The following is a 24,243-nucleotide window of genomic DNA, read 5'->3' as shown; positions in this document are numbered from 1 at the left end:
GAACGCCTGTGACCGATGTCTCCGGGGCAGACAGAGGACGGTCATGCAGTGGCATGCGACGTGGATTCTCGACCGATCAGGGGTGGCCCCTCGTCGCGGGGACTGAAATGAAGACCCTCAGAGCTCCGGATCATAGAACCGGGACACCTTAATGTCTGTTAATCATGATCGGCGCCGGCAAACACGTGACTGCCTGCACATTTGCCCCTCCTTGCCCGACAGTTTCTGTTTGGTTATGGTTAACTACATCGCTTGACGCCCCGCCTTGTCGTCCCGCCAGCCGACCCTTGAGTCTGAAGCACAGGATATTCACCATGCCGATGCAATCTTGGTTTGCCTGCCTCTTTGGCCTCTTCTTAGCCATCCCACTGGGACTGTTCGGCCAGGAAAAAAAAGCGGCTGATCCGCTCGACTGGCCTTACTGGCGTGGTCCTGAGATGAACGGCATCTCCCGCGAGAAGGATCTGCCGGATTCGTGGAGTCCCGAAGGGGAAAACTTGCTGTGGAGCAAGGCCGAACTCGGTACCCGTTCGACGCCCATCGTCATGAACGGCAAGCTCTATACACTGGTCCGACACAATCCAGGCACCACCAAAGAAGCGGAAAAAGTCGTCTGTGCCGATGCCGCCACGGGCGAAATCAAGTGGGAAAACGTCTTCAACGTCTTTCTGACAGACGTCCCCGACACACGCGTGGGCTGGTCCAGTGTCGTTGGTGATCCCGCAACCGGAAACGTCATCGCACTCGGTGTCTGCGGCTACTTCGTCTGTATCGACGGCGAAACCGGAAAAACACTCTGGTCCCGCTCGCTGAGCGAAGAATACGGCATGCTCAGCACCTACGGGGGCCGAACAAACTTCCCGATCATTTACGAGAATCTCGCCATCATCAGCGGCGTCGTGATCGGCTGGGGTGAAATGGCTCGCCCTGCTCACCGAATTATCGCGTTCGACAAACGGAATGGTCAGGCCGTGTGGTTCCAGAGTACCCGTCCTGCACCGGAAGATACGACCTATAGCTCTCCGGCACTGACAGTCATCAACGGACAAGCTCAGTTAATCCTGGGCTGCGGAGACGGCAGTGTCTATGGCCTGCAGCCGCGCACCGGCAAGATCATCTGGAGCTATGACGCTTCACTTCGCGGGATTAACACCGCTCCGACGGTTGTCGGCAACACGGTCCTGTGTGGTCACAGTGAAGAAAACCTGGACGACACGGCAATGGGGGCACTCTTCGCGATTGACGCCTCCAAGACAGGAAACATCACCAAGACCGGAGAAATCTGGCGCAACAAGGAACAGTTCGTCGGCAAGACGGCCCCGCTTGTACTGAACGATCGCATTTACTCGATCGACGACGGTGGAGTCTTCTTCGTGAACGACCTGAAGACCGGCGAACAGATCGGGAAGGCCAAGATCGGGACGATCGGTCGAGCCAGTCCCGTTTACGGCGATGGAAAGATCTATGTCGTCGACGGAAATGGTCGGGCATTCATCTTCGCCCCGGACGAGAAAAAAGGCCTGAAGAAGCTTCATCAGTTGCGGTTGGAGCAAGGTGACGTCAATGCGTCGCCCATCATCTCGCACGGTCGCGTTTACATCACCTGTGAAACGATGATGTACTGCATCGGAAAAGCGGACGTAAAACCATCGGCCGATCCGATTCCGAAGATTGAACCTGAAGCCTCAGTTCAAAAGGATCAGACCCCCGCGACAGCACTGGTCGTTCCGGTGGAATCACTGCTGAAACCAACCAACAAACAGCAGTACTCGGTCTATCTGTACAACGCCAACGGACAGTATCTGAAGAAAGCGGATCCGAAAGATGTGAAGTACTCGATCCAGGGTCCAGGAGCGATTGACGCAGCGGGACTTTACGCAGGACCAGGTGGCGCAACGAACGCCCCCGTCATCGTCAACGCGGAAGTGGGCGAACTGAAAGGTCAGGCCCGTATCCGAGTGATCCCCGAAATCACTGCAGAAACTCCGTGGCTCTTCACGTTCGACGATGGCCTGGTTCCCATTACGGGTGTCGGAATTCGCTATCGACACATCGCAGTGGATTATGACTTCTTCAAAGCGTTGAAGGAAAAAGACCCTCTCGCTGCGAAGCTGTATATCTATCTTTCCACACAATTCACAAACGTTCCCGCCCCCAAGGCGACGTATGACGACTCAACCCCGGCTCAGGCCTTTACCGCATTCAAACGATATCTGGGACTGATTGAAGCCATCACCAATCAGGATCAGGGCAAAGAGAAACTCGATGCCTCGTTGAAGTTGCTGCAGGATGAAGGGGTGATCTCGGAGTGGGCCTGGACCGGCAACGACCAGATCCCGATTCAACTGGTCGTGACGAAAGGTCCGCGAAAGGTCACGGGCAATGGCGTGATGTGCAAGATTACCACGATTCCGAAGGGGACCCGCAGTCAGGGCTGGATGGGACACCCGGGCTCAAAGAACTATGTCGTTCAGGCGGACGTCCTGGCGAACCAGGTCGAAGCCGGGGCCGATGCTGATCCGAAAGCCAAAATGCCGGATATCGGCGTCACGAACCAGCGGTACCGTTTTGAGATGATGGGTGCCGCCCAGAAACTGAAAGTCTATTCCTGGGTCCCTCACGATCAGAAGGTGCACGAAGTCGACTTCCAGTGGGAACCGGAAGTCTGGTACACGATGAAGTTCATCGTCAACAACGAAGATCGCGATGGTGAGCGGGTGTCTGTTTGCCGTGGTAAAGCGTGGAAACGTGACGAACCGGAACCCGCGGAATGGTCGATTGAATGGGCGGACAGCCCCTGCAACGAGACCGGCAGCCCAGGCCTGGTCGGTAACGCCAAAGACGCCGAAATCTTCATCGACAACGTCAGGGTTGTACCCCAATAGGGAACGCCCCTGTAGTCTTAGACTCACGGAAGTCGGACGAGTCAGCCTGATGGAGCTCGTCCGATCAAAGTGAGGTTGGCAGACCTGGCACGAACAACAGACGGATCATTGCTGGCAGGTGAGCGACTTGCTTGCGTAAGCCGATCACCCGAACCACTTGAACCAATGAACCATCACTCAACGATGAATTGGCGCTAAGGAACCGAACATGAATTCTCGTTCAATGACGACTGTGATGTCGGCACTCTGGCTGATCTCAGGCCTGGCAGTAGCAGCCGATAAGTTTGATCCAACGGAAGACGCGCTGAACTTCATCAGCAAGATGAAAGTCGGCAAATATGACTGGCCGCAGTGGGGTGGATCGCCTCATCGCAACAACACCCCTCCCGGGAAGAACATCCCTTTCGAATGGAACCTGGAAACGGGCGAGAACGTCCTCTGGGCGGCTCCTCTGGGTTCGCAGACTTACGGCAACCCCGTCATTGCCAACGGTAAAGTGTTCGTCGGCACCAATAATACCCACGGCTACCTGAAGCGTTACCCCTCGAAAATTGACTTAGGTGTGCTGCTCGCGTTTGAAGAAAAGACCGGAAAGTTCCTCTGGCAGGCATCGTCGCCCAAGTTGCCAACAGGCCGCGTTCATGACTGGCCTCAGCAGGGGATCTGCTCAACCGTTTTCTGCGATGACACGCGGTTGTGGTACAACACCAGCCGTGGTGAAGTGGTCTGTCTCGACGTGGAAGGATTTCATGACGGCGAGAATGACGGCCCCTACAAGGCTGAGCCGAACCAGAACAAGGACGAAGCCGACATCATCTGGCGTTACGACATGATGGGCGACCTGGGTGTTTCCCAGCACAACATGTGTTCCTGTTCGATCACCTGCGTCGGCGACAAGTGCTTCGTGATCACTGGCAACGGTGTGGACGAAGGGCATATCAATATCCCTGCCCCGAACGCCCCGAGCTTCATCTGTCTTGATAAGAACACGGGCAAGCTGCTGTGGACGGACAAGTCACCCGGCATCAACGTGCTGCACGGTCAATGGTCCAGCCCCTGCGTGTTTGAAGCAGGTGGTCGTCAGCAAGTTGTCATGGGGGGCGGCGACGGCTGGCTTTACAGTTTCGATCCCGAAGGGGACGGCAAAGGTAACGCCAAGCTGCTCTGGAAGTTCGACGGCAACCCCAAAGAGTCACTCTATGTTCTCGGTGGTCGCTCGACTCGCAACCATCTGATCAGCACTCCCGTGTTCTATGATGGATACGTCTACGTCGGGATGGGGGAAGACCCCGAGCACGGCGAAGGAAACGGACACCTCTACTGTATCGACCCCACCAAGGATGGAGACATCAGTCTTGAACTGGCCGTGGACGACAAAGGAAAAGAAATCCCGCACCGACGCCTGCGAGCTGTCGACACGACCAAGGGTGAGAAAGCCATTCCCAATCCCAACGCGGGAGCGATCTGGCACTATGACGTCGTCGACCGCAACAAGAACGGCAAGAAAGAATTCGAAGAAACCATGCACCGCACGATGGGTAGCGTCGCCATCAAGAACGACCTGCTGTTCGTGACCGATATCGGTGGTCTGGTTCACTGTGTCGATGCGAAGAAGGTCGAAGACGGCAAGCCCGTCGTCTACTGGACCCACGATATGTTCTCTGCCGCCTGGGGATCCGTTCTGATCGTCGATGACAAGGTGTATGTTGGTGACGAAGATGGAGACATCACGGTCTTCGAACTCTCTAACAAGCTGAATGTTCTCGCTGAGAACAATATGATCAACTCGCTCTACACCACTCCCGTGGTTGCGAATGACACCTTGTTCATCGCAAACAAGAGCACCCTGATCGCCATCAAGGAAGGTGCCAAGTTGAAGGGTGGAGTCAAGCAAGGTTCAACCGAAGACGGCGGAAGCGAATAACCCGCTTTCACCCAGAACGCTTTCCTGCAAAACCTGCCTCGCCCACCCGGTGAGGCAGGTTTTTTCGTTGGGTCGCCCCCATGGAGAGTGTCCCCGCTGCACAGGCGAACGAACGTCCGTGCAACTGCCTGGCGCTCGTCCCCGGTGTTTTGGCACGGCCGCGAAAGAGGCGACCTTGAGACGGCGAAAAGAAAACTCCTGCACTGACAGAGTTCTTCGTGCCGTTTCTGAAATAGCGTCGTCTCTGGTTGTGAGCGGTCAGACTTCGTAAATTCGACGTTCGACGCGGGCCCAGTTCAGGCCATTCCGCCCAAGGAGTTCCCATGACGCTTCCATCCGTTCCCGCTGGTCGGCAAACCGTCTCTGCTTACCTGGTCAGCCGAAATGCCCTCAAAGCTCTGGACTACTACCGCGACGTCTTCGGCGCAACGGAAGCCTACCGACTGATGATGCCCGATGGCCGATTGGGTCACGCCGAATTCCGCATCGGTAACAGCACCGTCATGATCTCCGACGAGTTTCTGGAGTACGGCTGCAAGTCCCCTTCAACACTGGGCGGTTCCCCGATCACGATGCACATCTATGTGGACGATGTCGATGCCGTCTTCCAGAAGGCGCTCGACGCCGGAGCGAAAGAGCGCACCCCCGTCATGGATCAGTTCTACGGTGACCGCTCCGGACAGATCGAAGACCCCTTCGGTCATATCTGGTGTATTGCCACCCATAAACAGGACATCAGCCCGGAAGAGATGCAGCGTCACATCAGGGAAAGCTCGGGCCCAAACGAACCTCAGAATCCCTCGTGAAACTCAGGGGGGCTGAACCTGGAGTGACAGGCCAATCAAATGAGTCACGGGTTCTCAGATAACGGGGGGGTTCTGGTCGAAGTTTCGATAAGGTTCGTACCGGTAATACTTGGGGCGATCATCCAACCGGACATGCAACCACGCGATGCCCGCTCCTGCTGTGCTGAGCCAGACGGGGCGGGCGTCGAGACGCTGTTCCATGGCGGTTCCCACCCGTTGCCAAAGGGACTGCCGTTGCGACTCGGGTGCTTCACGAACAAACGCACCCAGGTGGCAGTAGGCCGTCGCGGCAGCAACGGGACGGGGAACGATCAGGACCGCGTCGTGACCCAGGTTCGCAAACTCAACAACATCCTCGTGCCCGCTGCCTCCGAAGTGCTGCTGAAAAGGAGTCGGATCAGGAGTTCGAGCCAGCCCGGGACTTTCAACGAGTACAAACTCAAAGGGCTGAAGCGCTGTCTCTCGGGTCACCGGCGGCGTTTCCCAGCGGAACTCTGGAAAAGGCGACGTGGCCAGAACGTCATTGAAGTACGACCGAAACTCCGAGTCGACCTGCCACGCTCGAATGACAGCAAGGAATGTCATTGGAAGGAGGTCGCCGTCGAGACCGATCCGGACAAGACGACCGCCGTCGAATGATTGGCTTCGATAGGTCCACATGAATCGGATCACCCGATGATCAGAGAACGGACAGACGAAAGCCACGATAACGCCTCACGCAGTGAGGGGCAAAGGGGAAGTTTCACCGCTCATCTGGTGGAAGGCGATTTGAGTAACCGAAGACGCCAACAACTGAACCCATCATCAGTACGAACGTGCGGTACGGCAGGAATTTCAACGTACTGCTACCGCTCGTTCTCGTCTTCGTACTTGGGTGTCCTTTGCAAGGCCTCTCTTCCGCATCATTGCTCTGGGGGAACACCAATCGCCTGCTGAGACGCGTCAAGTCGGACACTTTGCTCGGGCAGTGGTACATTCTCGAAGCGGAAGTTGACTGTCTGCTCCTTCACGTTTTCGTAGAGCTTGAACGCCACTTCGAATTCCTCAGGAAACTTGCCGTCGGGATGTCGCGAATAGAGCCGCTGAATTGTGGCTCCTCGTTCAACTTCTGTCACACTGACGATATCACCGGGCTGACCTTGGACGATACTCAGGAAATGGTCCTTGCCACACTGCAGCTTGATCGTTTGCGGCACCACATCCTTGAGACTTCGGATCATCTTCAATCCTGCCGCCTTGAAATCCGGTTCCGTCAGTGGAGTCTTGGCACGCTGGGGAACATTCTCGATCGTCACCTCTTTCGTACTGTCTGCGGTGAGGTATTTGAACGAGCCCTCAAGAACGTCAATTTGTGCCGGCATCTTGGCAGGGGTATCAACGAACATTCGAACCCGAAGTGTCATCGGAGGATGGCCCGTGGGAAGCGTACTGGTGACGTCAAACGGGAGGAACGTTTTCTGCGGATCGATGCCACTCGGGGGAACTCGCTTGGAACGCTTGAGCGTGCCGCCCCCCTGGGTGGTGATTGTTTTTGAGGTGGCTCCCGTCGCCCCACAAATCCCCTCCAGACCCTCACCCTGCACGTCGATCAGAATTTCAAGGACCTCTGCTCCTGGAGATGAACTTGAAAGAGACGCCGCGCTCCAGGCCGATTTGGCCGTCAGAGTCAGCCCCTCGGGAAGCCCGTCCACGGACGATGCGGAGACCGCTTCGGTCTCACCCAGCAATGCGTCGAGTTCTCCGCCTACAACCGGTGTATTCCCACCGAAAAGGCCGAGATCCATCCCCGTTCCCGGAACACCAGCCCCGCCACTCAATCCCCCCGTCATCGCCATCATCATGACGACTGCCGGCAATTGCTCGAGTTGCTGCTGCGCCGAATCAGGGACGCTGGTCGACACCTTGACCACTGAGTTGTTGACATCCACCTTCAGGTTCGTCAGCAGCATCTCGCCAATCTCGGCAATCAGCGGAGGAGCGAACTGCTTGAACCCGTCAAACTGTGTCCTAAGTTGACCCAACTGTGTGTCGAGGTCTTCCTTGACCTTCTGCGTCCCCTCGGGGGTGCTGCTGAGTGCAGAAACCTGCAAGTCAAAGCCTCCCTTCACCGTCAGACCAAGCCGCCCTCCAATCAGGCCATATCGCTCATTCGCCTTCATTGCCTGAGAAAGAAAATCGGGTGATGAAGGAGCATTTTCCGAAGGGGCCGCGGTCGAAGTTTCGGCGTTCCGATTCAGCCCGGCGATAACCAGCTGCGGGGTTGCATCGATGTCGCTGAACTCTTTCCTCGGGATGACTGTCTCTCCCCGGTCCATCGTGACGAGTAACTCGGCCATGGTTCCTACGATCAGCGTATCTGGAGCAGGTGACCAGCCACCAAAACTCCCCTTCTGCCCCTCCTTGGGTGGAACCTCGAAGTAAGTCTTGCCCGCTTTCTCAACCAGAGTACTCGTCGGTTCTGTCTGAGCGATGGCCTTCAGGTCGATGGGCTTTTTCGACTTAACGACGATGACCAGGTGACCGTCGTCCAGGGACGTCGCAGGAACTGCCGGACCCGGCATCCCCGCTCCCCCCATTCGCGTTGCGGCTTCACGGGCTTTCTGGACGGTCCCCATCAGATCGACCACTCCGATCGAGAGACTCTCGATATCGGCCGGTGCCATCCCCAGTTGCTTCTCAAGATCCTGCAACGCGGTCTGTGCGGCCGGCTGGCGGAGTGGTCCCTGCAGCAAAGGTGCCTGCAGGATGTCAGCGACTTTTGCATGCACCAGCAGATCAATTTCCGCCGGCATCCAGCGTAAGGCCAGGGTCTTCTCAGCAGGCGAAATCTGCTCGGCGACAGCAGGCTGCTGCGCCGGAGGGGGCGTGGGAACATGAGCGGGTGGCATCGCCGACATGGGCATACCATTCATCGGCATCGTGGTCACGGGAGGAGGTGCCGCAGGAGGCTGCTGATTCAGAACGCCCGAAGCGAAAATCCCGACACCGATCAGTGCCACCACGGCGATGGAACCGCCGATGATGAGTGGCAGCGAAGACCCCCCTTCTGCGGAGCTCCCCTTTTTCGCACCCTTCTTCACCCCTTTGGCAGGAGCCCGACCGCTACCCCCACTACCGGAAGAACGCTTTTTACCCGAGGACGACCTGGATCCTTCGTCGACGTCGTCGTCAAAGTCATCGTCGAGTGGCTCTGGCTGGAAGACTTCGGCGCACTTGGGGCACCGGACCTTCTTGCCGAGTTTGTCGTCTGACAAATTCAATTTTGCCGTACAGGCTGGACATTCAACGGCAACTTTTCCGGCCATGAAGCGTCAACTCCAGATAGAGACGAGAAACTATCGCGCCAGCAATGCATCGACGGCAGAACCGATGTCGGGACTCTTCATCAGGGTTTCCCCCACAAGGATGGCCCGGGCTCCACCTGCCTTCACGCGGTCAATGTCAGCTCGCGTTTTTATGCCACTCTCGCTGACCAGAAGGGTCTCGGCGGGAATGTGGCGGGCGAGCGCAGACGTGCGATCAAGATCGGTTACGAAGGTCCGCAAATCACGGTTGTTGATCCCCATTAGTGCTGGCTCGAGCTTGAGCACCCGGTCGAGATTCTCAACATCGTAAAGCTCAATCAGCGATTCCATGCCAAGCTCTGCAGCATAGAAATAGAGGTCTCGCAACTGGCAATCGCCCAGGCATTCCGCAATCAGCAGAATGCAGTCGGCCCCTGCAGCCCGTGCCTCGAGTACCTGATAGCGATCAATCAGGAAGTCTTTCCGCAGCACCGGGATCCCGACGACCGACCGAATGGCCGTCAGATAATCGAGATGCCCGAGAAAGAAATGCTCATCCGTCAGCACACTCAAACACGACGCACCATGTGCCTCATAAATCCGAGCGATCGCAACGGGATCGAAGTCCGCCCGAATCACCCCTGCGGACGGCGACCCTTTCTTTACTTCTGCGATCAGACCGATATCCGACGCGGCCCGCAGAGCCCCTGCAAAATCACGGACAGGTGGCGCCGATTTGACTCGATCAATCAGCAATTCCTCAGGTCGCAGCCGCCGCGCCTCGGCGACTTCGTTCCGCTTGTGATCGATAATCTCGTTCAGAATATTCGGCGATTTTGAGGGCGTCATGGGGCGGTCAGATTCGTTTCATGAAAAGTGTTCTCAGACTCGTATCTTATCGCTGGGCTTGATGACGCGAAACCATGGCCTGGGGTTTCGTCCACTCCTTCACTCCTTGAGGGGCATTCGTCCGGCAAGCACAGAACGGATTGAGACACGGCCAACGAGATTCGTTCACGCTTGGCCCGTCCGGCATGAACGCGAGTTATTCGTCGCAGAGACATGCGGGCAGTTTGCCGGTTCGCTCAAAAGGGGGACCACCCCGCCAGGGATCTGTCTCTCGGTCAGGATGAATCTGCCATCGGCGAATGACGGTAGGGAAACATCTCTCCACGTCCCCCTCTCGTTATCATTCAGTCGTTTCATTCACATGTACAGATGCGTTCTGTTTCGCAGGCCACAGAGGTTTGATACCGTGGGCACTCTTCCTGATCATCCTGTGATGGTTCCGCAAGTTCACGCGGGGCCTTCGTCGTCCCCTTCCAGATTATGGAGCCGCCCATGATTGACCCGATCGCAAACGCACCTGCTGCTGAAGCCTCTTCCCCGCAGTTTGCCCGCCGTTCTTTTCTGGCCGCTGCGGCTGGCGCCGTGGGGCTCGCCGCATCGAAGGGACTCGCCCGTGACTTCGGCCCGCATGCGGCCCCGGTCCGCTATCCTGACCCGGACATCGTCACACTCGACCCCCGGTTCAAAAAGTATGCCCTGGGTAACACCCCCATCCAGCGACTTTACCATAGTCCTGACATGCTGTGGGCCGAAGGGCCGGCATGGAACGGCGTCGGCCGCTACCTGCTCTGGAGCGATATCCCCAATAACGTGCAGATGCGCTGGCTGGAAGAAGATGGCCATGTCACCACCTTCCGCCATCCCGCCGGCAACAGCAACGGGAACACGTTCGATTTTCAAGGACGCCAGATCTCGTTTGAGCACGGCAATCGACGTGTTGTCCGGTACGAGCACGACGGCACCATCACCGTGCTGGCGGACAAGTTCGACGGCAAACCACTCAACGCGCCCAACGACGGTGTCGTCCATCCCAACGGGGATATCTGGTTTACCGATCCCGGCTACGGAGCGCTGATGAACTACGAAGGCGAAAAATCGCCCAACGACTCCAAGCAGCCTAATCAGAAAGAAGCGGTTTACCGGATCGACGGCAAGACATTGAAGATCGAAAAGCTGACGGAGGAAATCTACAAGCCGAACGGAATCTGCTTCTCACCCGACTACAAGAAGGTCTACGTCGCCGACACCGGGGCATCTCATTACGACGAGGCACCGAAGAACATCAAGGTCTGGGACATTATTGATGAAAAGAAACTCGGCAAAGGGAAAGAGTTCGCATCGATGAAATTCAAGCGGCCCAGTCCCGCCAATCCCCAGACAACGGAAGAGCCTGCCGGTTTCGCCGACGGCATCCGGGCAGACATCGACGGGAATATCTGGGCAAGTGCCGGTTGGGTTGGTGATGGCTACGACGGAGTACACGTCTTCGAGCCCAAGGAAGGGGTTCGCATCGGACATATCCGCCTGCCGGAAATCTGCAGCAACGTCTGCTTCGGCGGTTCGAAGAGAAACCGACTCTTCATGACGGCCAGCACCTCCTTGTATGCTGTCTACGTCGAAACCAAAGGTGCCCATATCACCTGATCGGGTTTCGTGTGACCGACGCAGAAGAGACTCGCCCCCGCTTGTCCTGATCCGGCAGGTGGGGGTGCTTTTTTGGATGTTCACGCCGCGGTCCGAGAAATTCGATGACACCTTTCTCCGGAACGGGTGTCACTTCCGGTAACGCCGGATCGAAAGGGACTCAGCCGGTAGAAAGCCCTTCCGGTTTGTGGCACAGCGCATCAACATTTGCGGGGCGATCAGGTATGATCGGCGAGTGTGGGGTCGTGTATTTCAAGTATTGAGCTGGTGAATCAGATATGGCCACTTTGGGTGTAAACATCGATCACGTTGCAACGGTGCGGCAGGCGCGAAGAACGATTGAACCGGACCCTGTCTGGGCGGCGGCGCTCGCGGAGCTCGGGGGTGCCGACGTCATTACCGTTCATCTGCGCGAAGATCGACGGCACATCCAGGACCGCGATGTTCGCGTCCTGAAACAGACCGTCCAGGTGAAGCTCAATCTCGAAATGGCCGCCGAACAAGCCATAACCGACTTTGCTCTGGAAGTCCTTCCGCAACAGGCGACGCTCGTTCCGGAAAAGCGTGAGGAAGTGACGACCGAGGGGGGGCTAGATGTCGTCGGCAACTTCGACCGGGTCCGTCGCTGTGTCGATCAACTGCACGCGGCCGGGATCATCGTCAGCCTGTTCATTGACCCCTCGGAAAAGCAGATTGAAGCGACCAGGTCTCTCGGTTGCGCCGCGGTCGAACTCCACACGGGTCGTTACGCTGACGCTCCCAGCCCCGCCGCACAGGCAGAGGAACTGGAGCAACTTCGTCGTGCCGGTCAATTCGCGCGCGACTGCGGACTGGTCCTGCATTTCGGACACGGCCTGACTTATCGCAACGTCCAACCGGTCGCAGCGATCCCCGGCGCGGGGGAATTGAATATCGGCCACAGCATCGTCGGTCGCGCAATCATGGTCGGCTTCACACAAGCTGTGAGGGAAATGCGAGAGCTCATTGTCACCGCAAAGTGATCACCAGTTCGAAATATGACCGAATTCATGCCACTGCTTCGCAGTCTTCGAAGAAGCAGTGTCTTCAATCCTCAACAACTCAAGCAAAACGGTAGCAGCCTGAACCTGCGGAATCCATTCCGAACCACACCTGAACTGCCAAACCCGCGAGAGCACTGTACGACCGAAGACGGTCGTACAGTGGCATTCGAGTCATTTACTGCGGTGAGATCTGCATTTCGCTGTTGTACTGTTCGTAGTAGTCGTTGATCTCGCCGTCGACGTCGAAGATGTGGGCGACCAGTGCAGCGCGGGCCCACATGCCGTTGCGTGCCTGGCGGAAGTAGAACGCCCGTTCGTCTTCATCGATCGAAGGGGGGATCTCGCCGAACTCTTTGTCGCGGGGGAACGGATGCAGGATCGCCGCGTAGGGCTTCATGCGTGCGACCAGCGACTTCGTCAGTTTGAAGTGCGAATAATCGAGCTCATTCAGTTCCTGTTCCTCGGTACCCGAATTGTGTTCGCGCTGAATGCGGGTCATGTAGAGGGCGTCGAACTGTTCGATGACCGGTTTTCCGTCGAGCTGATCTTCCAGCGAGTGACATTCACGAACATCCACCTTGGCGTCGATCAGTTTGTCTTTCATATCGCGGGGGAGCGCCAGCGCCGGATGCGGCGGCGAAATGAAAACCAGCCGGACCTGTTCGTGCAGCGCCAGCAACTGAGCCAGTGAGCGGACCGTTCGACCACGTCGAATATCTCCACAGAATCCGATCGTCTTCCCGGCAATCCCCTTCCTCAATCCGGGAAACTGCTGACGCAATTCGTCGTAGCGGGTCCACTGACGGGAATCTTTGGGGTGAGTAAAACTGAAAGCGCGCTGAATCGTGTAGATGTCGAGCAGCGCTTGCGTGGGATGTTCGTCTGATCCCGCCCCGGCGTTGATGATGGGGACACTGCGACGCTGGCTGTCGGCCAGGGTATTCATCATGTAGCCGCAGCATTCAGCAAACTTGGGAATGTGACTGCGCATGATGATCAGGTCGAAGTAGCTGCTGAACATCCGGATGGAATCGAAAGGGGATTCCCCCTTTGCCTCGGACGAGACCGACAAGTCGCGCACTTCGTTGCAGGTCATCCCCAAAATCTGACATGCCGCGGCAAACGACATGAATGTTCGGGTTGAGGGCTGCGTGAAGTACAACATTGCTCGCTTGTGTGAGAGCAATGTGTTCAGAAAGCGATGCCCTTCTTTTGATTTCGCCAGCAAACGAATCTTGTCGGCCAGACGACAAAGCTTATCCAGCAGAGGCCGGGTGAACTGGCCCGAGAAAATCAGGTGACGCAGTCGGTCACCCGCGAAGAAATCCGGTGATTTGGCCTTGATCGAGCGATCGAGGCGACTTTCATAATCCGCAAAACTCAGGTCGTCGGACATGCGGTCTTTCAAATTGTAGTCGTGTCATCAGGAATGATCGGACACGGGCCAGCCAGGTAACAGACCGATTTCTACGGCAAAGATCGTTCGCGTTTCACCTGCACGCCCGCAGCCGCCCGTCGCTCCGTAAAAATGGGTCCGTTCCCACCCGTGACCTCAGACCTCAAGGGATCTGCGCAACTGCTATTCTAGCTCACACCTAGAAGTCCGCAATAAGTTTCTCGTCACATGGAGAAACACTTTCCTGTTCCATTCAATCTCCCTGATCCACACAGAACCCCACGACAATAAGATCTTGCACAAACGGAGTTTATTTCACCGATTTCACGCAAGTGCTCCAATTTCAGCCACCGCATCCCCGAACTGAAGGCATACTGAATTGTGCGGCCCCAAGGTTTCCCCACCTTGACCTCACCGGGATAATGTCCTTGCGGGGCGGCACGGGTCCCTTGTAAGCTCCAAAGACAGATTGTCACCCTTCCGTCATTCATCCGGTCCAAAAGATTCAGGTGCAACGTGGCACTCACCGACCGCGATCGTAATCTTCTCGAACGCTGCCTTGCGCGGGACAGCAGTGGCTGGCGTGACTTCGTTGATCGATTCTCTGGCCTGTTTGTCCACGTCATTCATCACACGGCCGAGGCCCGCAGCGTCAAGCTCAGCCCCAGTGATGTGGACGATCTTTGTGCTGAGATCTTCCTGGCTTTTCTCGCGAATGATTTTGCCATTCTGCGGCGATTCAAAGGGGAAAGTTCGCTCGCCACTTATCTGGCGGTGATTTCCCGACGGATCGTCGTTCGCGAAGTGATTTCCCGCCGCATGGCTGAGGCCATGGGACACGTGAAGTCTCAGACGGCCAACGTCGAGATGGCCCATGCCGGCTTGAACGAGTTCACACGAATCGAGAATCGCGAGTTAGTCCAGCGCATGCTCGAGGGACTTCCCGAACGAGAGGCAAACATCATCCGACAGTTTCATCTGGAAGGTCGGACTTATCGTGAAATCGGTGAGCGACTTGGCATTCCGGAAAACTCCATCGGCCCGACTCTGGCCCGCGCACGGGAAAAACTGAGACACAATCTCTCGGGCAGCATCAACTAGATCATCCTGCGCGAATTCCGCCACGGGTGCTGCGTCCCACTTCTCCAGACGATCACTCGAAGCTCCGCATCGGTTAACCGCCTCTCAATCCTGGCAGCGCGTTCGCAGGGAAGATGATCCCGCGACAGCATCTCCGTTCCTCGTTAACCTGTGATCGACACAGACTCGCTTGGCCGCCGCCGTCTCATGCCTGCCCGGCGGCGAGCGACGTTCACCGAGTCAGTCGATCAAGTTGCCCGTCGTTTGAAAGGCGGTGTGGTAGCACACCGGATCCAACAGGTACCTGCTTGTCCCCGTCGCACCACTTCGCTGAGATTATCCCGCTGGGAGACTCTGCCGCGGTTGTGCGATTCGGCGACTCCATCGACCTTTCCACGCACCAATCCGTCCGAGCCCTGTACAACAGCCTGTCCACGTCTCCGCCGCGCGGATCGCTGGAACTGGTCCCCGCGTACGCCACGGTCACTGTCTATTACGATCCACTCAAGAGCACATTTGAAGAAATTCGCCAGGATCTGCAGCGCGCCGTGGAGTTGCTCGAGACCCTGCCGGATTCGCCCCCGGAGACGGTCGAAATTCCCGTCTGCTACGGAGGTGACTTTGGTCCCGATCTGGAGCATGTCGCCGAGTTTAATCGTCTGTCCTGCGACGAGGTGATCGAGATTCATTCGAGTCCCGTGTATCTGGTCTATATGCTCGGCTTCACACCAGGGTTTCCCTACCTGGGCGGGTTGTCCGAGCGAATCGCCACCCCCCGGCGGACGTCACCTCGCCTGCAGATTCCCGCCGGATCGGTGGGGATCGCTGGGAATCAGACGGGCATCTATCCCCTGCAGACACCGGGTGGCTGGCAGTTGATCGGGCGAACTCCCCTCGCTCTGTTCCGTCCTGACAGATCGCCATCGACCATCCTGCGGGCCGGTGATCAGGTGCGGTTCCGTCCCGTGAAGACGTTCTCCGAGGCCCTGGATGGGATGCAAATACCATGAGCGTGCGTGTCATCCACCCCGGCCTCTTAACCACCGTCCAAGACCTGGGACGATTCGGTCACCAGCAGTATGGCGTTAGTGTCGGCGGTGCCATGGACTCGGTCAGCCTGCGGATTGCGAACCTGCTGGTGGGGAATGCATCCGGAAGTGCCGCACTGGAAATCACGCTGGCAGGGCCTGTCCTGTCGTTTGACCATGACGCCCTGATTGCAATCTGCGGCGCCGACCTCTCGCCGCGTGTCGATGGGACCCCGATCGCCTCTTGGCGACCGGTCTGGGTCCGGCAGCAAAGTCGACTTGAATTCGGGCCCCCCGTCCGAGGTTGCCGCGCCTATCTGGCCATCGCAGGGGGCTTCGATGTTCCTTCTGTGCTCAACAGTCAAAGCACCTACCTGCGTGCGAATCTGGGCGGGTTCCAGGGGCGGGCTTTGCAGGCGGGGGACCTGCTCAAGACCGGCCCGATCTCGGACTGGGGTCAAGCAATGATCGCAGAACTCTCGGCCCTGGCGGGAAATCAGGGGCGATCCGAAGCAAACTGGTTTGCGGGAGCGGATCTGTGCGAACTGGACCTCACCCGCCCGGTCCGCGTGCTTGCCGGAGGTCAGTTTGACTGGTTCACACGGGCAAGTCAGCAGGCATTCTTTGGCGAAGTCTTCACCGTGACGAACCAGTCAGATCGCATGGGGTACCGACTGGAGGGTCCGCCGCTGGAACTCGTCCACTCGCGGGAATTGATTTCAGAAGGTGTGACGATGGGATCGATTCAGGTCCCGGCAGGGGGACAGCCGATTGTCCTGATGGCGGACCGACCGACAACCGGTGGCTACCCGAAGATCGCTCAGGTCTCCACCGTCGACCTTGCTCGTCTGGCCCAGGCCCGCCCTCATGACAAAATCCGCTTTACACCCATTTCCGTGGACGAGGCCCAGCAGGCTCTCCGAACACAAGACGCGACGATGCAGAGACTGACGTCCGGCCTTGTTCTCATGGTTCGTTAACACCTTTCGATCGAAAGCCTGATGGGATGAAGCGCCTCGTCGATTTGAACTGCGATATTGGCGAAAGTTTCGGCGCCTATACCCTGGGACAGGACGCCGAAGTCCTTGAGTTCGTGACATCCGCCAGCATCGCCTGCGGCTTCCATGCAGGCGATCCCGCTACGATGCGCCGAACTGTCCGTCTGGCACTCGAGAAAGGGGTTGCAATCGGAGCCCATCCGGGACTGCCTGATCTGGTTGGGTTCGGGCGCCGGGCCATGAAGATTACGCCGCAGGAAGCAAGCGATCTGATCACCTATCAGGTTGGTGCTCTTGCAGCGTTCGTCACGGCGGAAGGTGGCACCATGCAGCACGTCAAACCACATGGTGCCTTGTACAACATGGCAGCGCGAGACCCCGCACTGGCAGATGCCATTGCCCAGGCAATCAGCAGTGTGAACCCGGGCCTGATTCTGTTTGGTCAATCGGGGAGCGAACTGATCGCGGCGGGTTTGCGGGCGGGACTGCGCACGGCGAGTGAAGTATTTGCCGACCGGTCCTATGAAGAAGATGGTTCCCTCACACCGCGAGACCTTCCCGGAGCGGTCATCGCCGATGCGGAAACCGCTGTGCGGCAGGTACTCACGATGCTGCAATCGGGAACGGTGACGTCTCGACAGGGAACCACAGTCCCGGTCGACGCCGAGACTATCTGCCTGCACGGCGACAGCCCAGAGACTCTGGAATTTACCAGACGCATCCGCAACTCGCTGGAAGCCGCTGGCATCACCGTCAGCGCATTCAGCTCAGCGCGAAACTAAGAACTCGCCATGCTGCTTTGTCGGTCCGCTTCGCTTCGTGAAGGGCTGAGCGAAAACCGAACCCTGCCGGAAGAGTTGTCCTTCAGCGGCCCGTTCCTCAGTCTGCAATCGACTTCGTCGAATCGAGGACCAGTGCGCAACACCCAGAAAGGAAGAACATTCCCGCACAGGTGGCGAACAGCCAGTTCCAGTCATTGAGGGCGGGTGACTCACCCAGGACGAAGTTGTAGATCAGCGGAGCGAGTGCGGCTCCAAAGTTTCCGAACATGTTTGACCACCCCATCACCGACGCCGTGTAACGGCCTCCGACATCCTGTGAGTAGGCCCACAGAGCGGGCACACCCAGGTCACAACTGAAGGTCGAAAAGCTCATCCCTGCAATCATGGCCCAAGGCAGCCAGCGGGTCGACGATTCCGGCGAATAGTAAAGGCTGAGAGCCAGACAGAAGACGTAGCCTCCTGCGGCGAGGAAGCGAGTCGACATCACCGGGAGGCGGCGACCCCATTTCACGCCAAAGTGCCGGGCAGCAAAGTCCGTCCAGCCACCGCCACAGAACATGCCGACAATCCCCGCGAAGGTGGGAGCGGCCGTCATCAGCGCCTGCTCGGCCAAGGGAATGCCGTGTACATCCCCCAGATATCGGGGCAGCCATGTGACCACGAATATCCAGCCAATGTTGGTGAACATCTGCGTCAGACAGTTTCCCCAAAGACTGAGATTGGTCAGCACGACCATCCACGGGAACGACTCCCCCGCCCCGTCCGTAAGAACACCAGTCTGTTTCGCATCCGACGCGGGAACCGCCGAAGGAGCAACTTTATGTAAGGAATCTTCGCGAAACTTTGTGCCACGGATGAGGTCTCGTTCGGCAAGATTACACCACGGGTGGCCATAGGGAGTATCCCGGCAGATCCAGGCGAGCGCCACCGCGATGACAACCCCGACGATGCCATAGACCATCAGCACGGGGCGCCAGTTCCCGGAAAACTGCGCCATCAAAGCGGCGGTCAGTATGGGAGCGAGGACGGCTCCTGATCGCCCCCCCAGAGCCACGATCGAACTGGCGGAGCCGCGCTGCTTCTCGGGAAACCACGTCCGGATCAGCCCGGTGCAGACGGGATAGGCCCCCGCTTGCGTCGCTCCGCACCAGAGCCGCAACTGCAGGATCTGCCACACCTGTGTCGCGCCCCCCATCAGGCCGGTGAAGACCGACCATCCCAGAACGTAGGTCGTCAGCATTCGCCGCGGGCCGAAGCGGTCACTGAGCCAGCCAGCGGGAACCTGACAGAGTGCATAAGACCAGAAGAACAGGCTGATGAACCAGCTCATTTGCGTCTGGGTCATCGCGAGATCCGCGCGAATTTGCTCGGCCGCAATTCCCACAGCGTAACGGTCGAGATACAGCAGACACGCCATCAGTGTCAGGATACCCGCCACCCCCAGGCGGACTCGCGTTGGCGGGGCCTCGCTCGCTGGATCGTCCGTCGCTGACTCGATCAAGATGCCTGATCTCCTCTCAACACCTATTCACCTCGCCCCTGTTCAACCGAGTGACGGGTTCGCCCGGATGAGACGAACGCTTCCATCACCGCTAAGTCAACTCTGACGGCCGCAACGCCGTCCCCGCAGAGCTTCTGTGTTCGCTCTATGGATCGGGTCCATCACAGCCCGTTACCTCGCGCCGCAGTCGTGGACATATTCTTCTCTTGCGCGACCGCATGGGACCCAGTGTCCCTGCTTGCAGACAGAAACAGGAACCAGCTTTTGATTCGTGGTTCGCGTCTGACCTTCCGTATCGGTCAGTGTGAATCGTCCCTCTTCGAGTTTCAGCAGCACCACGTCCGCCTGACGACCGACGGCGAGTGTACCGATCCGGTCCTGAACTCGCATGGCAGCTGCCGGTGCAGAAGTCGATGCCCGAATCACCTGCTCCAGCGGCATCCCCAGGTAAAGGAACTTGGTCATCGTCGTGGGCAGATCAACGACTGGTCCATGCAGGTTGAACTGATGAATATCGGTACTGATGGTGTCAGGCCAGAACTCGAACTCGCGGCAGGCAGGTTCGGCAACACGCCAGACGAACGCCCCGACCCCGTGCCCCACATCAAAAATAACGCCCCGATCACGTGCTTCCAGCAGAGCTTCCAGTGGAGCCCCCCGCTCGTCAAACGGATGATCAGGATGAGGGTTATACAGGTGGGTGTAGGTATCCCCGGCTCTCAGAGCCTGCAGGACCGTGTTCGTCGGAATGCGTGACGCGGCATGGTGGATCATGCAGGGGCGCCCGGTCTGATCCGCCGCCTCGAAGACGCCGTGGAATCCGGCCCACTCGTTCTTCTCTTCGAAATTCGCCAGCCCCGAGGTCAGCCTGACCTTCATCCCGACAATCCGCTGCGGAAATCGCTCGACGCAGGCCACAGCCGAAGGAACGTGCGCGTGGCGACCGTCGTTCAAGTCACCCATGAACGGAGGAAATTCGGGATGTCCCTGAATCGCGCCGATCATCGAAATATTCAGCAGCGCGAAGATGTCCTCGTCCGCTCGCGAAAGAATGAACCGGTCGAAGTTGGGATACGTCAGCGAACCGGCCGTCCCCGTGTCGAGCATCGATGTCACTCCGGTACGCAACCCGGCATCCACCGGATCAACCGAGTACAGTCCCACACCGCTGAAGACGTGTGTGTGCAAGTCGATCAGACCGGGGGAAACAATCAGGCCCGTGGCATCAATCACAGTCTCGTCTGTCGCCCGCAGATCCGGACCGATCTCGATGATCTGGCCATCGCGAATTCGCAGATCGACCTGCTGTGGCGCATTTCCCAGACCGTCAAAGACGCGACCATTCCTGACGAGACTGCTGGCATGATTCATCGAGAAACCCGATCAGCATGAGACACGAGAATCTGACGAAGAGAGGCCAGTGTGTATTCCAGGTCCCCCGGTTGGAAGCACTGGGTATACAAGAACGCCCGATCGACAGACTGTTCATCTTCTGCGAGAATGATTTTTCGCGGCAACGCGCGCAGTGCCAGCAGCAATTCACGCACCGACATCGCCCCGGGGCCAGTGCCGGAATCGATCTGCAGCAGTGGGTACGGCTGACCGTTCAGCGCCTGCTTCAAATAAGTTATCTGCAGACCCGGCAGATCCTTCAATCCCTCATACAGCACGTCGGTGCTCTGCTTCCATTGAGCGTACTCGGCAGCATGATCCCGCTGACCATAACGCTCAAGGGCTTTCATCAGCCCGACGATCGACTCTTTGCTGACTTTCATCGAGCGTCCGATTCCGTGCCGGGGTGAGCGGGAAATCCAGCCTGCGTCGACCCAGTGCTGCAGGGACCACGTTCCCGACCGAACGTCCATGTCGACCATCTGCACCCACGCGCTGCGAATCAGATCGGCCCGACCGCACAGGATGCCCGACGCTTGCGGGCCCCCCAGATGTTTACCACCGCTGTAAGCAATCAGATCAAAGCCACAGCGGCTGAAGCGCGTCAGGTTCTCTGCCGGGGGCATCGAGAACGCAGCGTCGATGATCGCCGGAAGATGATGACGATGGGCCAGTTCGACCAGTTTGTTCAGGTCAACGCGATCGTCAAGTCCATACCAGACATAACCAATGGCGGCCGTGCGGGGGTTGATCGCCTTTTCAATTTTCTCCAGGGCGTCTGCGTCCCGGTACTCGATCGAGACCAGCTTTGCCCCGGACAGGCGAATGGCGTGATCGTAGTCAAAGGGACCCGCAGCGGGGTAAATGATCTCGTCGCGCGGACAGTTCGAAACGTCCGGCAACTGATCCATGATTTCCGGCCGGTTTCCCGCCAGACAGGCGGCCGCCGCCAGTGTGAGTGCCGCGCCAGCTCCCGCCGTGATGATCCCCGTCTCAGCGCCGGTGCACTTATGAATCAGCTTACCGGCCGCCTCGATCAGATCATCCAGTTCGACATACTGCGCACTCGCCGCCGCCATCGCAGCGATGACATCGGGATGCGGGGAACTTCCCGTCACGCGAGACGCATACCCCACCGCATTCACAATCGGGGTCACGCCGAAATGTTCGTAGATATTACTTGGCATGAGGTACTTTCCGGGAAAAGACGCGGGCGGGATTGGTCACCAGCACCTGATGGATCTGCTCGTCGGTGATCCCTCGCTCACGCAGCAGGGGGATGAAGACTTCCAGCAGATAACCATACCCTTTACCCCCGACATACTTCAGATGCTTCAGCGTGCAAATGTCTTCGGAAAGCAGAACCCGGTCACCAAACCCGGCCTTGATGAGCTCCGCAGCATTGTCTGCCCGAACGTACTCGGGCTGATAATCGAGGTAACCGATATTATCGATTTCGAGATAGACCCCTTTCTCGGCAATCGGCAGCAGATGATGCACGCCAATTCGATCACCCAGATGACCGATGATGACGCGTGAGAGATCCGCTCCGAACTCTTCCAGCATGGCGATCTGTTCCATCGCCAGCGTTCCCCAGCGGGTGGTATGCGTGGTGATTGCAACGCCGGTTCGCTGTTGAGCCAGTGCTGACGCCCGGAAGACACGCTCTTCGCCCGGCTTGATGAAATGCCGTCCCGTACCGATTTCCCCAATAAAACCCGCCCGGATGCCCGTATCACCAACACCGACTTCGATCTCACGAACCAGCACGTCGGCCAGTTCACGACTGGTTAGCTCTTCGACGATTTTCGGATAGCCGAACTCGCGATACCAGCCACATCCCATCAGGATGTTCATCCCGACCCGTTTGGAAAGCCGGGCCAGCGCCTGCGGATTACGACCAATCTCGTCCAGCGTCACATCACAGATCGTCCGACCACCCCGGCTGAGAAATTCCTGCACTTCCCGAGCGATCAGGTCTTCGTCATCGATCACATATTCGTAACCGAAGTAATGATCCATGGCGTCGAGAAATAAGTGCTCGTGGGTTTGGGTAATTCCCATTTCCTCAGGTCGTATCGTCCCCAGGACGGTAATGACCTCACGCTCTTGCAGGTCGCTGTTCATGAAGCTCTCGCTGATCAGACGGGTGGTGTTGCGGCGCGGTCTCAAACGCGAGCGGAGTATACAGTCGGTGCCATCAACCAGACTCGCGACTTTCGAGAGATGAGAATTCGACGTGGTCGAATTCTCATCTCTCGAATCCCGTCTGATCCCTCAACCCAGCACTGTTACAATCTTGCTTCCGCCGGGCAGACAGGTGGTCGACGCATGCGAAGTGGATGTGTCTTTGATGCCGGGTTTGAGTAAGCTGTGCCGCTGCTTTTGCATCTTTCGCCCCGTATCGCTCGCGGGACGAAAGCCGATGGCGAGGGTCATCATGGCGCTGTTTCGACGAGAGCTGGGGGAGACAGACCCTCCAGTGCGATCGAATTGTTCCGACAGTCCCTTCTTTATTATTGAATTCCCTGAATGGCTCGCACTTACCGATATAAGGATATGCAGCTCGCGCAGCTTCGGAGTTTTTGCCTGACTGCGCGCGAGCGAAATTTCACGCTCGCGGCCCGACAACTTGGTGTATCGGCATCGACCGTCTGGGAACAATTGCGGGCACTGGAACGGACGCTTGATTGTTCGCTGCTGCGGCGCGAAGGGCGTTCGATCGAGCTCACCCCCGAAGGCCATGTCCTGCTGGAAATCATCCAGCCGCACGTCGAAGCGATCGACTCACTCAAACGCCTGTTCGATGTGGGACGTGCCCAGCTTGCTCCCCACCTGTCGATTGCGTCGTCCCAGTACCTGCTGCGTTTCCACTTGCCAGAGCCCATTCAGGAATTTACGACGACGTTCCCAAACGTCCAGCTTCAGATCCAGCTCCCTTCTGCCCAGCATCTGGTCTCGGTCGTGGAACAACGAACGGCGGACATCGCCATCTGTGCCTTTGAACCGGAAGAACCGCGCAGCGATGTGCTGACCTATGAGCCGATTCTGGAACTCCCGCTGCAATTACTGACATCGAAGAAACACCCGCTGGCGCGCAAGAAGGTCGTCGAGTTAGCCGACCTGGCCCAATACCCTGTCATTCTTCCGGCAGGGGGAGCAATCGCGCGGAAGCTTATCGATCGCCTGCTGAGACGTCATAATCTAACGGGACGGCTGCAGATTGTGATGGAAGCCCCCATGTTTGACATCACCCAGCAATATGTCGAAATGGGGGTGGGTGTGGGGCTGATGCACATCAAGGTTCCGCCCAAGACACTCGATCATCTTCACTCACGGGAAATGCACGAGTCTCAAACGCCGTTATCCATCGCAATGGTCGTACGCCGCCACGGAAACCTGCCCCAAACCGTTCTCGACTTCCAGCAGATCGTCCGGAAAACGTTCGCCCGAAACGATCACCCTTAAAAGCCGTCAGTCTCTCGGAATGCTGACGTGGGCGATCACCGACAACCTGTCCTGCATCCTCACGGCCCTGCGCGACCTTCTTGCGTCATCCCGTTCGTGTCGCTGACAAAGTAATCCCGCTACGATCTGAAAAGCCTTGGCCCAAGTTCCTCTGCGTCCGCGGACTCGTCGAGAAGGGGCAAAG

Annotated in this window: 18 protein-coding genes; 10 read left to right on the top strand and 8 right to left on the bottom strand. The window is 57.8% G+C overall.

The annotated features are described in order from the left end of the window. The first annotated feature begins 314 nt into the window (after positions 1-314). The 3 genes from ACGY09_RS14555 to ACGY09_RS14545 all read left to right on the top strand — a co-directional run bounded on the left by ACGY09_RS14555 (position 315) and on the right by ACGY09_RS14545 (position 5,615). Positions 315-2,885, top strand: coding sequence for a PQQ-binding-like beta-propeller repeat protein (locus tag ACGY09_RS14555; RefSeq protein ID WP_397568300.1), 2,571 nt, complete (start codon positions 315-317; stop codon positions 2,883-2,885). A gap of 208 nt (positions 2,886-3,093) precedes the next feature. Beyond that, positions 3,094-4,809 carry a PQQ-binding-like beta-propeller repeat protein gene (locus ACGY09_RS14550; protein WP_397568299.1) on the top strand — a complete coding sequence of 572 codons (1,716 nt, stop codon included), beginning with the start codon at positions 3,094-3,096 and terminating at the stop codon, positions 4,807-4,809. Positions 4,810-5,132: 323 nt separating this feature from the next. After that, positions 5,133-5,615 carry a VOC family protein gene (locus tag ACGY09_RS14545; RefSeq protein WP_397568298.1) on the top strand — a complete coding sequence of 161 codons (483 nt, stop codon included), beginning with the start codon at positions 5,133-5,135 and terminating at the stop codon, positions 5,613-5,615. 54 nt (positions 5,616-5,669) lie between these two features. Here the strand turns inward: ACGY09_RS14545 and ACGY09_RS14540 are convergent, their stop codons facing one another. The 3 genes from ACGY09_RS14540 to trpC all read right to left on the bottom strand — a co-directional run bounded on the left by ACGY09_RS14540 (position 5,670) and on the right by trpC (position 9,748). Then, positions 5,670-6,275 (bottom strand): DUF6940 family protein, encoded by a 606-nt coding sequence (locus ACGY09_RS14540; protein ID WP_397568297.1) that lies wholly within the window; start codon positions 6,273-6,275, stop codon positions 5,670-5,672. Between the two features lie 242 nt (positions 6,276-6,517). Further along, positions 6,518-8,920, bottom strand: coding sequence for a zinc-ribbon domain-containing protein (locus ACGY09_RS14535; RefSeq protein WP_397568296.1), 2,403 nt, complete (start codon positions 8,918-8,920; stop codon positions 6,518-6,520). A gap of 30 nt (positions 8,921-8,950) precedes the next feature. Further along, positions 8,951-9,748: an indole-3-glycerol phosphate synthase TrpC gene (gene trpC, locus ACGY09_RS14530; RefSeq protein ID WP_397568295.1), complete on the bottom strand. Its 798-nt coding sequence runs from the start codon at positions 9,746-9,748 to the stop codon at positions 8,951-8,953. Between the two features lie 492 nt (positions 9,749-10,240). Between trpC and ACGY09_RS14525 the strand changes: the two genes are divergently transcribed. After that, positions 10,241-11,392, top strand: a complete 1,152-nt coding sequence (locus ACGY09_RS14525; protein ID WP_397568294.1) for an SMP-30/gluconolactonase/LRE family protein — start codon at positions 10,241-10,243, stop codon at positions 11,390-11,392. Between the two features lie 278 nt (positions 11,393-11,670). Beyond that, entirely contained in the window at positions 11,671-12,393 is a 723-nt protein-coding gene (locus ACGY09_RS14520; protein WP_397568293.1) for a pyridoxine 5'-phosphate synthase, read from the top strand. A gap of 196 nt (positions 12,394-12,589) precedes the next feature. On the opposite strand, the gene ACGY09_RS14515 is transcribed toward ACGY09_RS14520, so the two are convergent. Then, entirely contained in the window at positions 12,590-13,810 is a 1,221-nt protein-coding gene (locus ACGY09_RS14515) for an aspartate carbamoyltransferase (protein ID WP_373649516.1), read from the bottom strand. Positions 13,811-14,326: 516 nt separating this feature from the next. Here ACGY09_RS14515 and ACGY09_RS14510 point away from each other — a divergent pair. The 4 genes from ACGY09_RS14510 to ACGY09_RS14495 all read left to right on the top strand — a co-directional run bounded on the left by ACGY09_RS14510 (position 14,327) and on the right by ACGY09_RS14495 (position 17,698). Further along, positions 14,327-14,911, top strand: coding sequence for an RNA polymerase sigma factor (locus tag ACGY09_RS14510; RefSeq protein ID WP_373649517.1), 585 nt, complete (start codon positions 14,327-14,329; stop codon positions 14,909-14,911). Positions 14,912-15,198: 287 nt separating this feature from the next. After that, positions 15,199-15,900 carry a 5-oxoprolinase subunit PxpB gene (gene pxpB / locus ACGY09_RS14505; RefSeq protein WP_397568292.1) on the top strand — a complete coding sequence of 234 codons (702 nt, stop codon included), beginning with the start codon at positions 15,199-15,201 and terminating at the stop codon, positions 15,898-15,900. Continuing rightward, a complete protein-coding gene (locus ACGY09_RS14500; RefSeq protein WP_397568291.1) occupies positions 15,897-16,898 on the top strand; it encodes a biotin-dependent carboxyltransferase family protein in 1,002 nt (333 codons plus the stop codon). The genes pxpB and ACGY09_RS14500 overlap by 4 nt, the downstream gene beginning before the upstream one ends. A gap of 26 nt (positions 16,899-16,924) precedes the next feature. After that, a complete protein-coding gene (locus tag ACGY09_RS14495; RefSeq protein ID WP_397568290.1) occupies positions 16,925-17,698 on the top strand; it encodes a LamB/YcsF family protein in 774 nt (257 codons plus the stop codon). Positions 17,699-17,795: 97 nt separating this feature from the next. Here the strand turns inward: ACGY09_RS14495 and ACGY09_RS14490 are convergent, their stop codons facing one another. The 4 genes from ACGY09_RS14490 to ACGY09_RS14475 all read right to left on the bottom strand — a co-directional run bounded on the left by ACGY09_RS14490 (position 17,796) and on the right by ACGY09_RS14475 (position 22,718). Further along, the gene (locus ACGY09_RS14490) at positions 17,796-19,199 is read right to left on the bottom strand and encodes an MFS transporter (RefSeq protein ID WP_397568289.1); all 1,404 of its coding nucleotides are present in this window, start codon (positions 19,197-19,199) and stop codon (positions 17,796-17,798) included. A gap of 171 nt (positions 19,200-19,370) precedes the next feature. After that, complete coding sequence (locus tag ACGY09_RS14485; RefSeq protein WP_397568288.1) at positions 19,371-20,570, bottom strand: amidohydrolase family protein; 1,200 nt, start codon at positions 20,568-20,570, stop codon at positions 19,371-19,373. Next, complete coding sequence (locus ACGY09_RS14480; protein ID WP_397568287.1) at positions 20,567-21,778, bottom strand: aminotransferase class V-fold PLP-dependent enzyme; 1,212 nt, start codon at positions 21,776-21,778, stop codon at positions 20,567-20,569. The genes ACGY09_RS14485 and ACGY09_RS14480 overlap by 4 nt, the downstream gene beginning before the upstream one ends. Further along, positions 21,768-22,718, bottom strand: a complete 951-nt coding sequence (locus ACGY09_RS14475) for a phosphotriesterase (RefSeq protein WP_397568286.1) — start codon at positions 22,716-22,718, stop codon at positions 21,768-21,770. The genes ACGY09_RS14480 and ACGY09_RS14475 overlap by 11 nt, the downstream gene beginning before the upstream one ends. Before the next feature lie 405 nt (positions 22,719-23,123). Between ACGY09_RS14475 and ACGY09_RS14470 the strand changes: the two genes are divergently transcribed. After that, positions 23,124-24,059, top strand: a complete 936-nt coding sequence (locus tag ACGY09_RS14470; protein ID WP_397568285.1) for a LysR family transcriptional regulator — start codon at positions 23,124-23,126, stop codon at positions 24,057-24,059. Positions 24,060-24,243: the final 184 nt, after the last annotated feature.

Source organism: Schlesneria sphaerica (assembly GCF_044336245.1).
GTDB lineage: Bacteria > Planctomycetota > Planctomycetia > Planctomycetales > Planctomycetaceae > Schlesneria > Schlesneria sphaerica.
The sequence above is the reverse complement of the archived record's forward strand: the minus strand, read 5'-3'. Positions and strand labels throughout refer to the sequence as shown.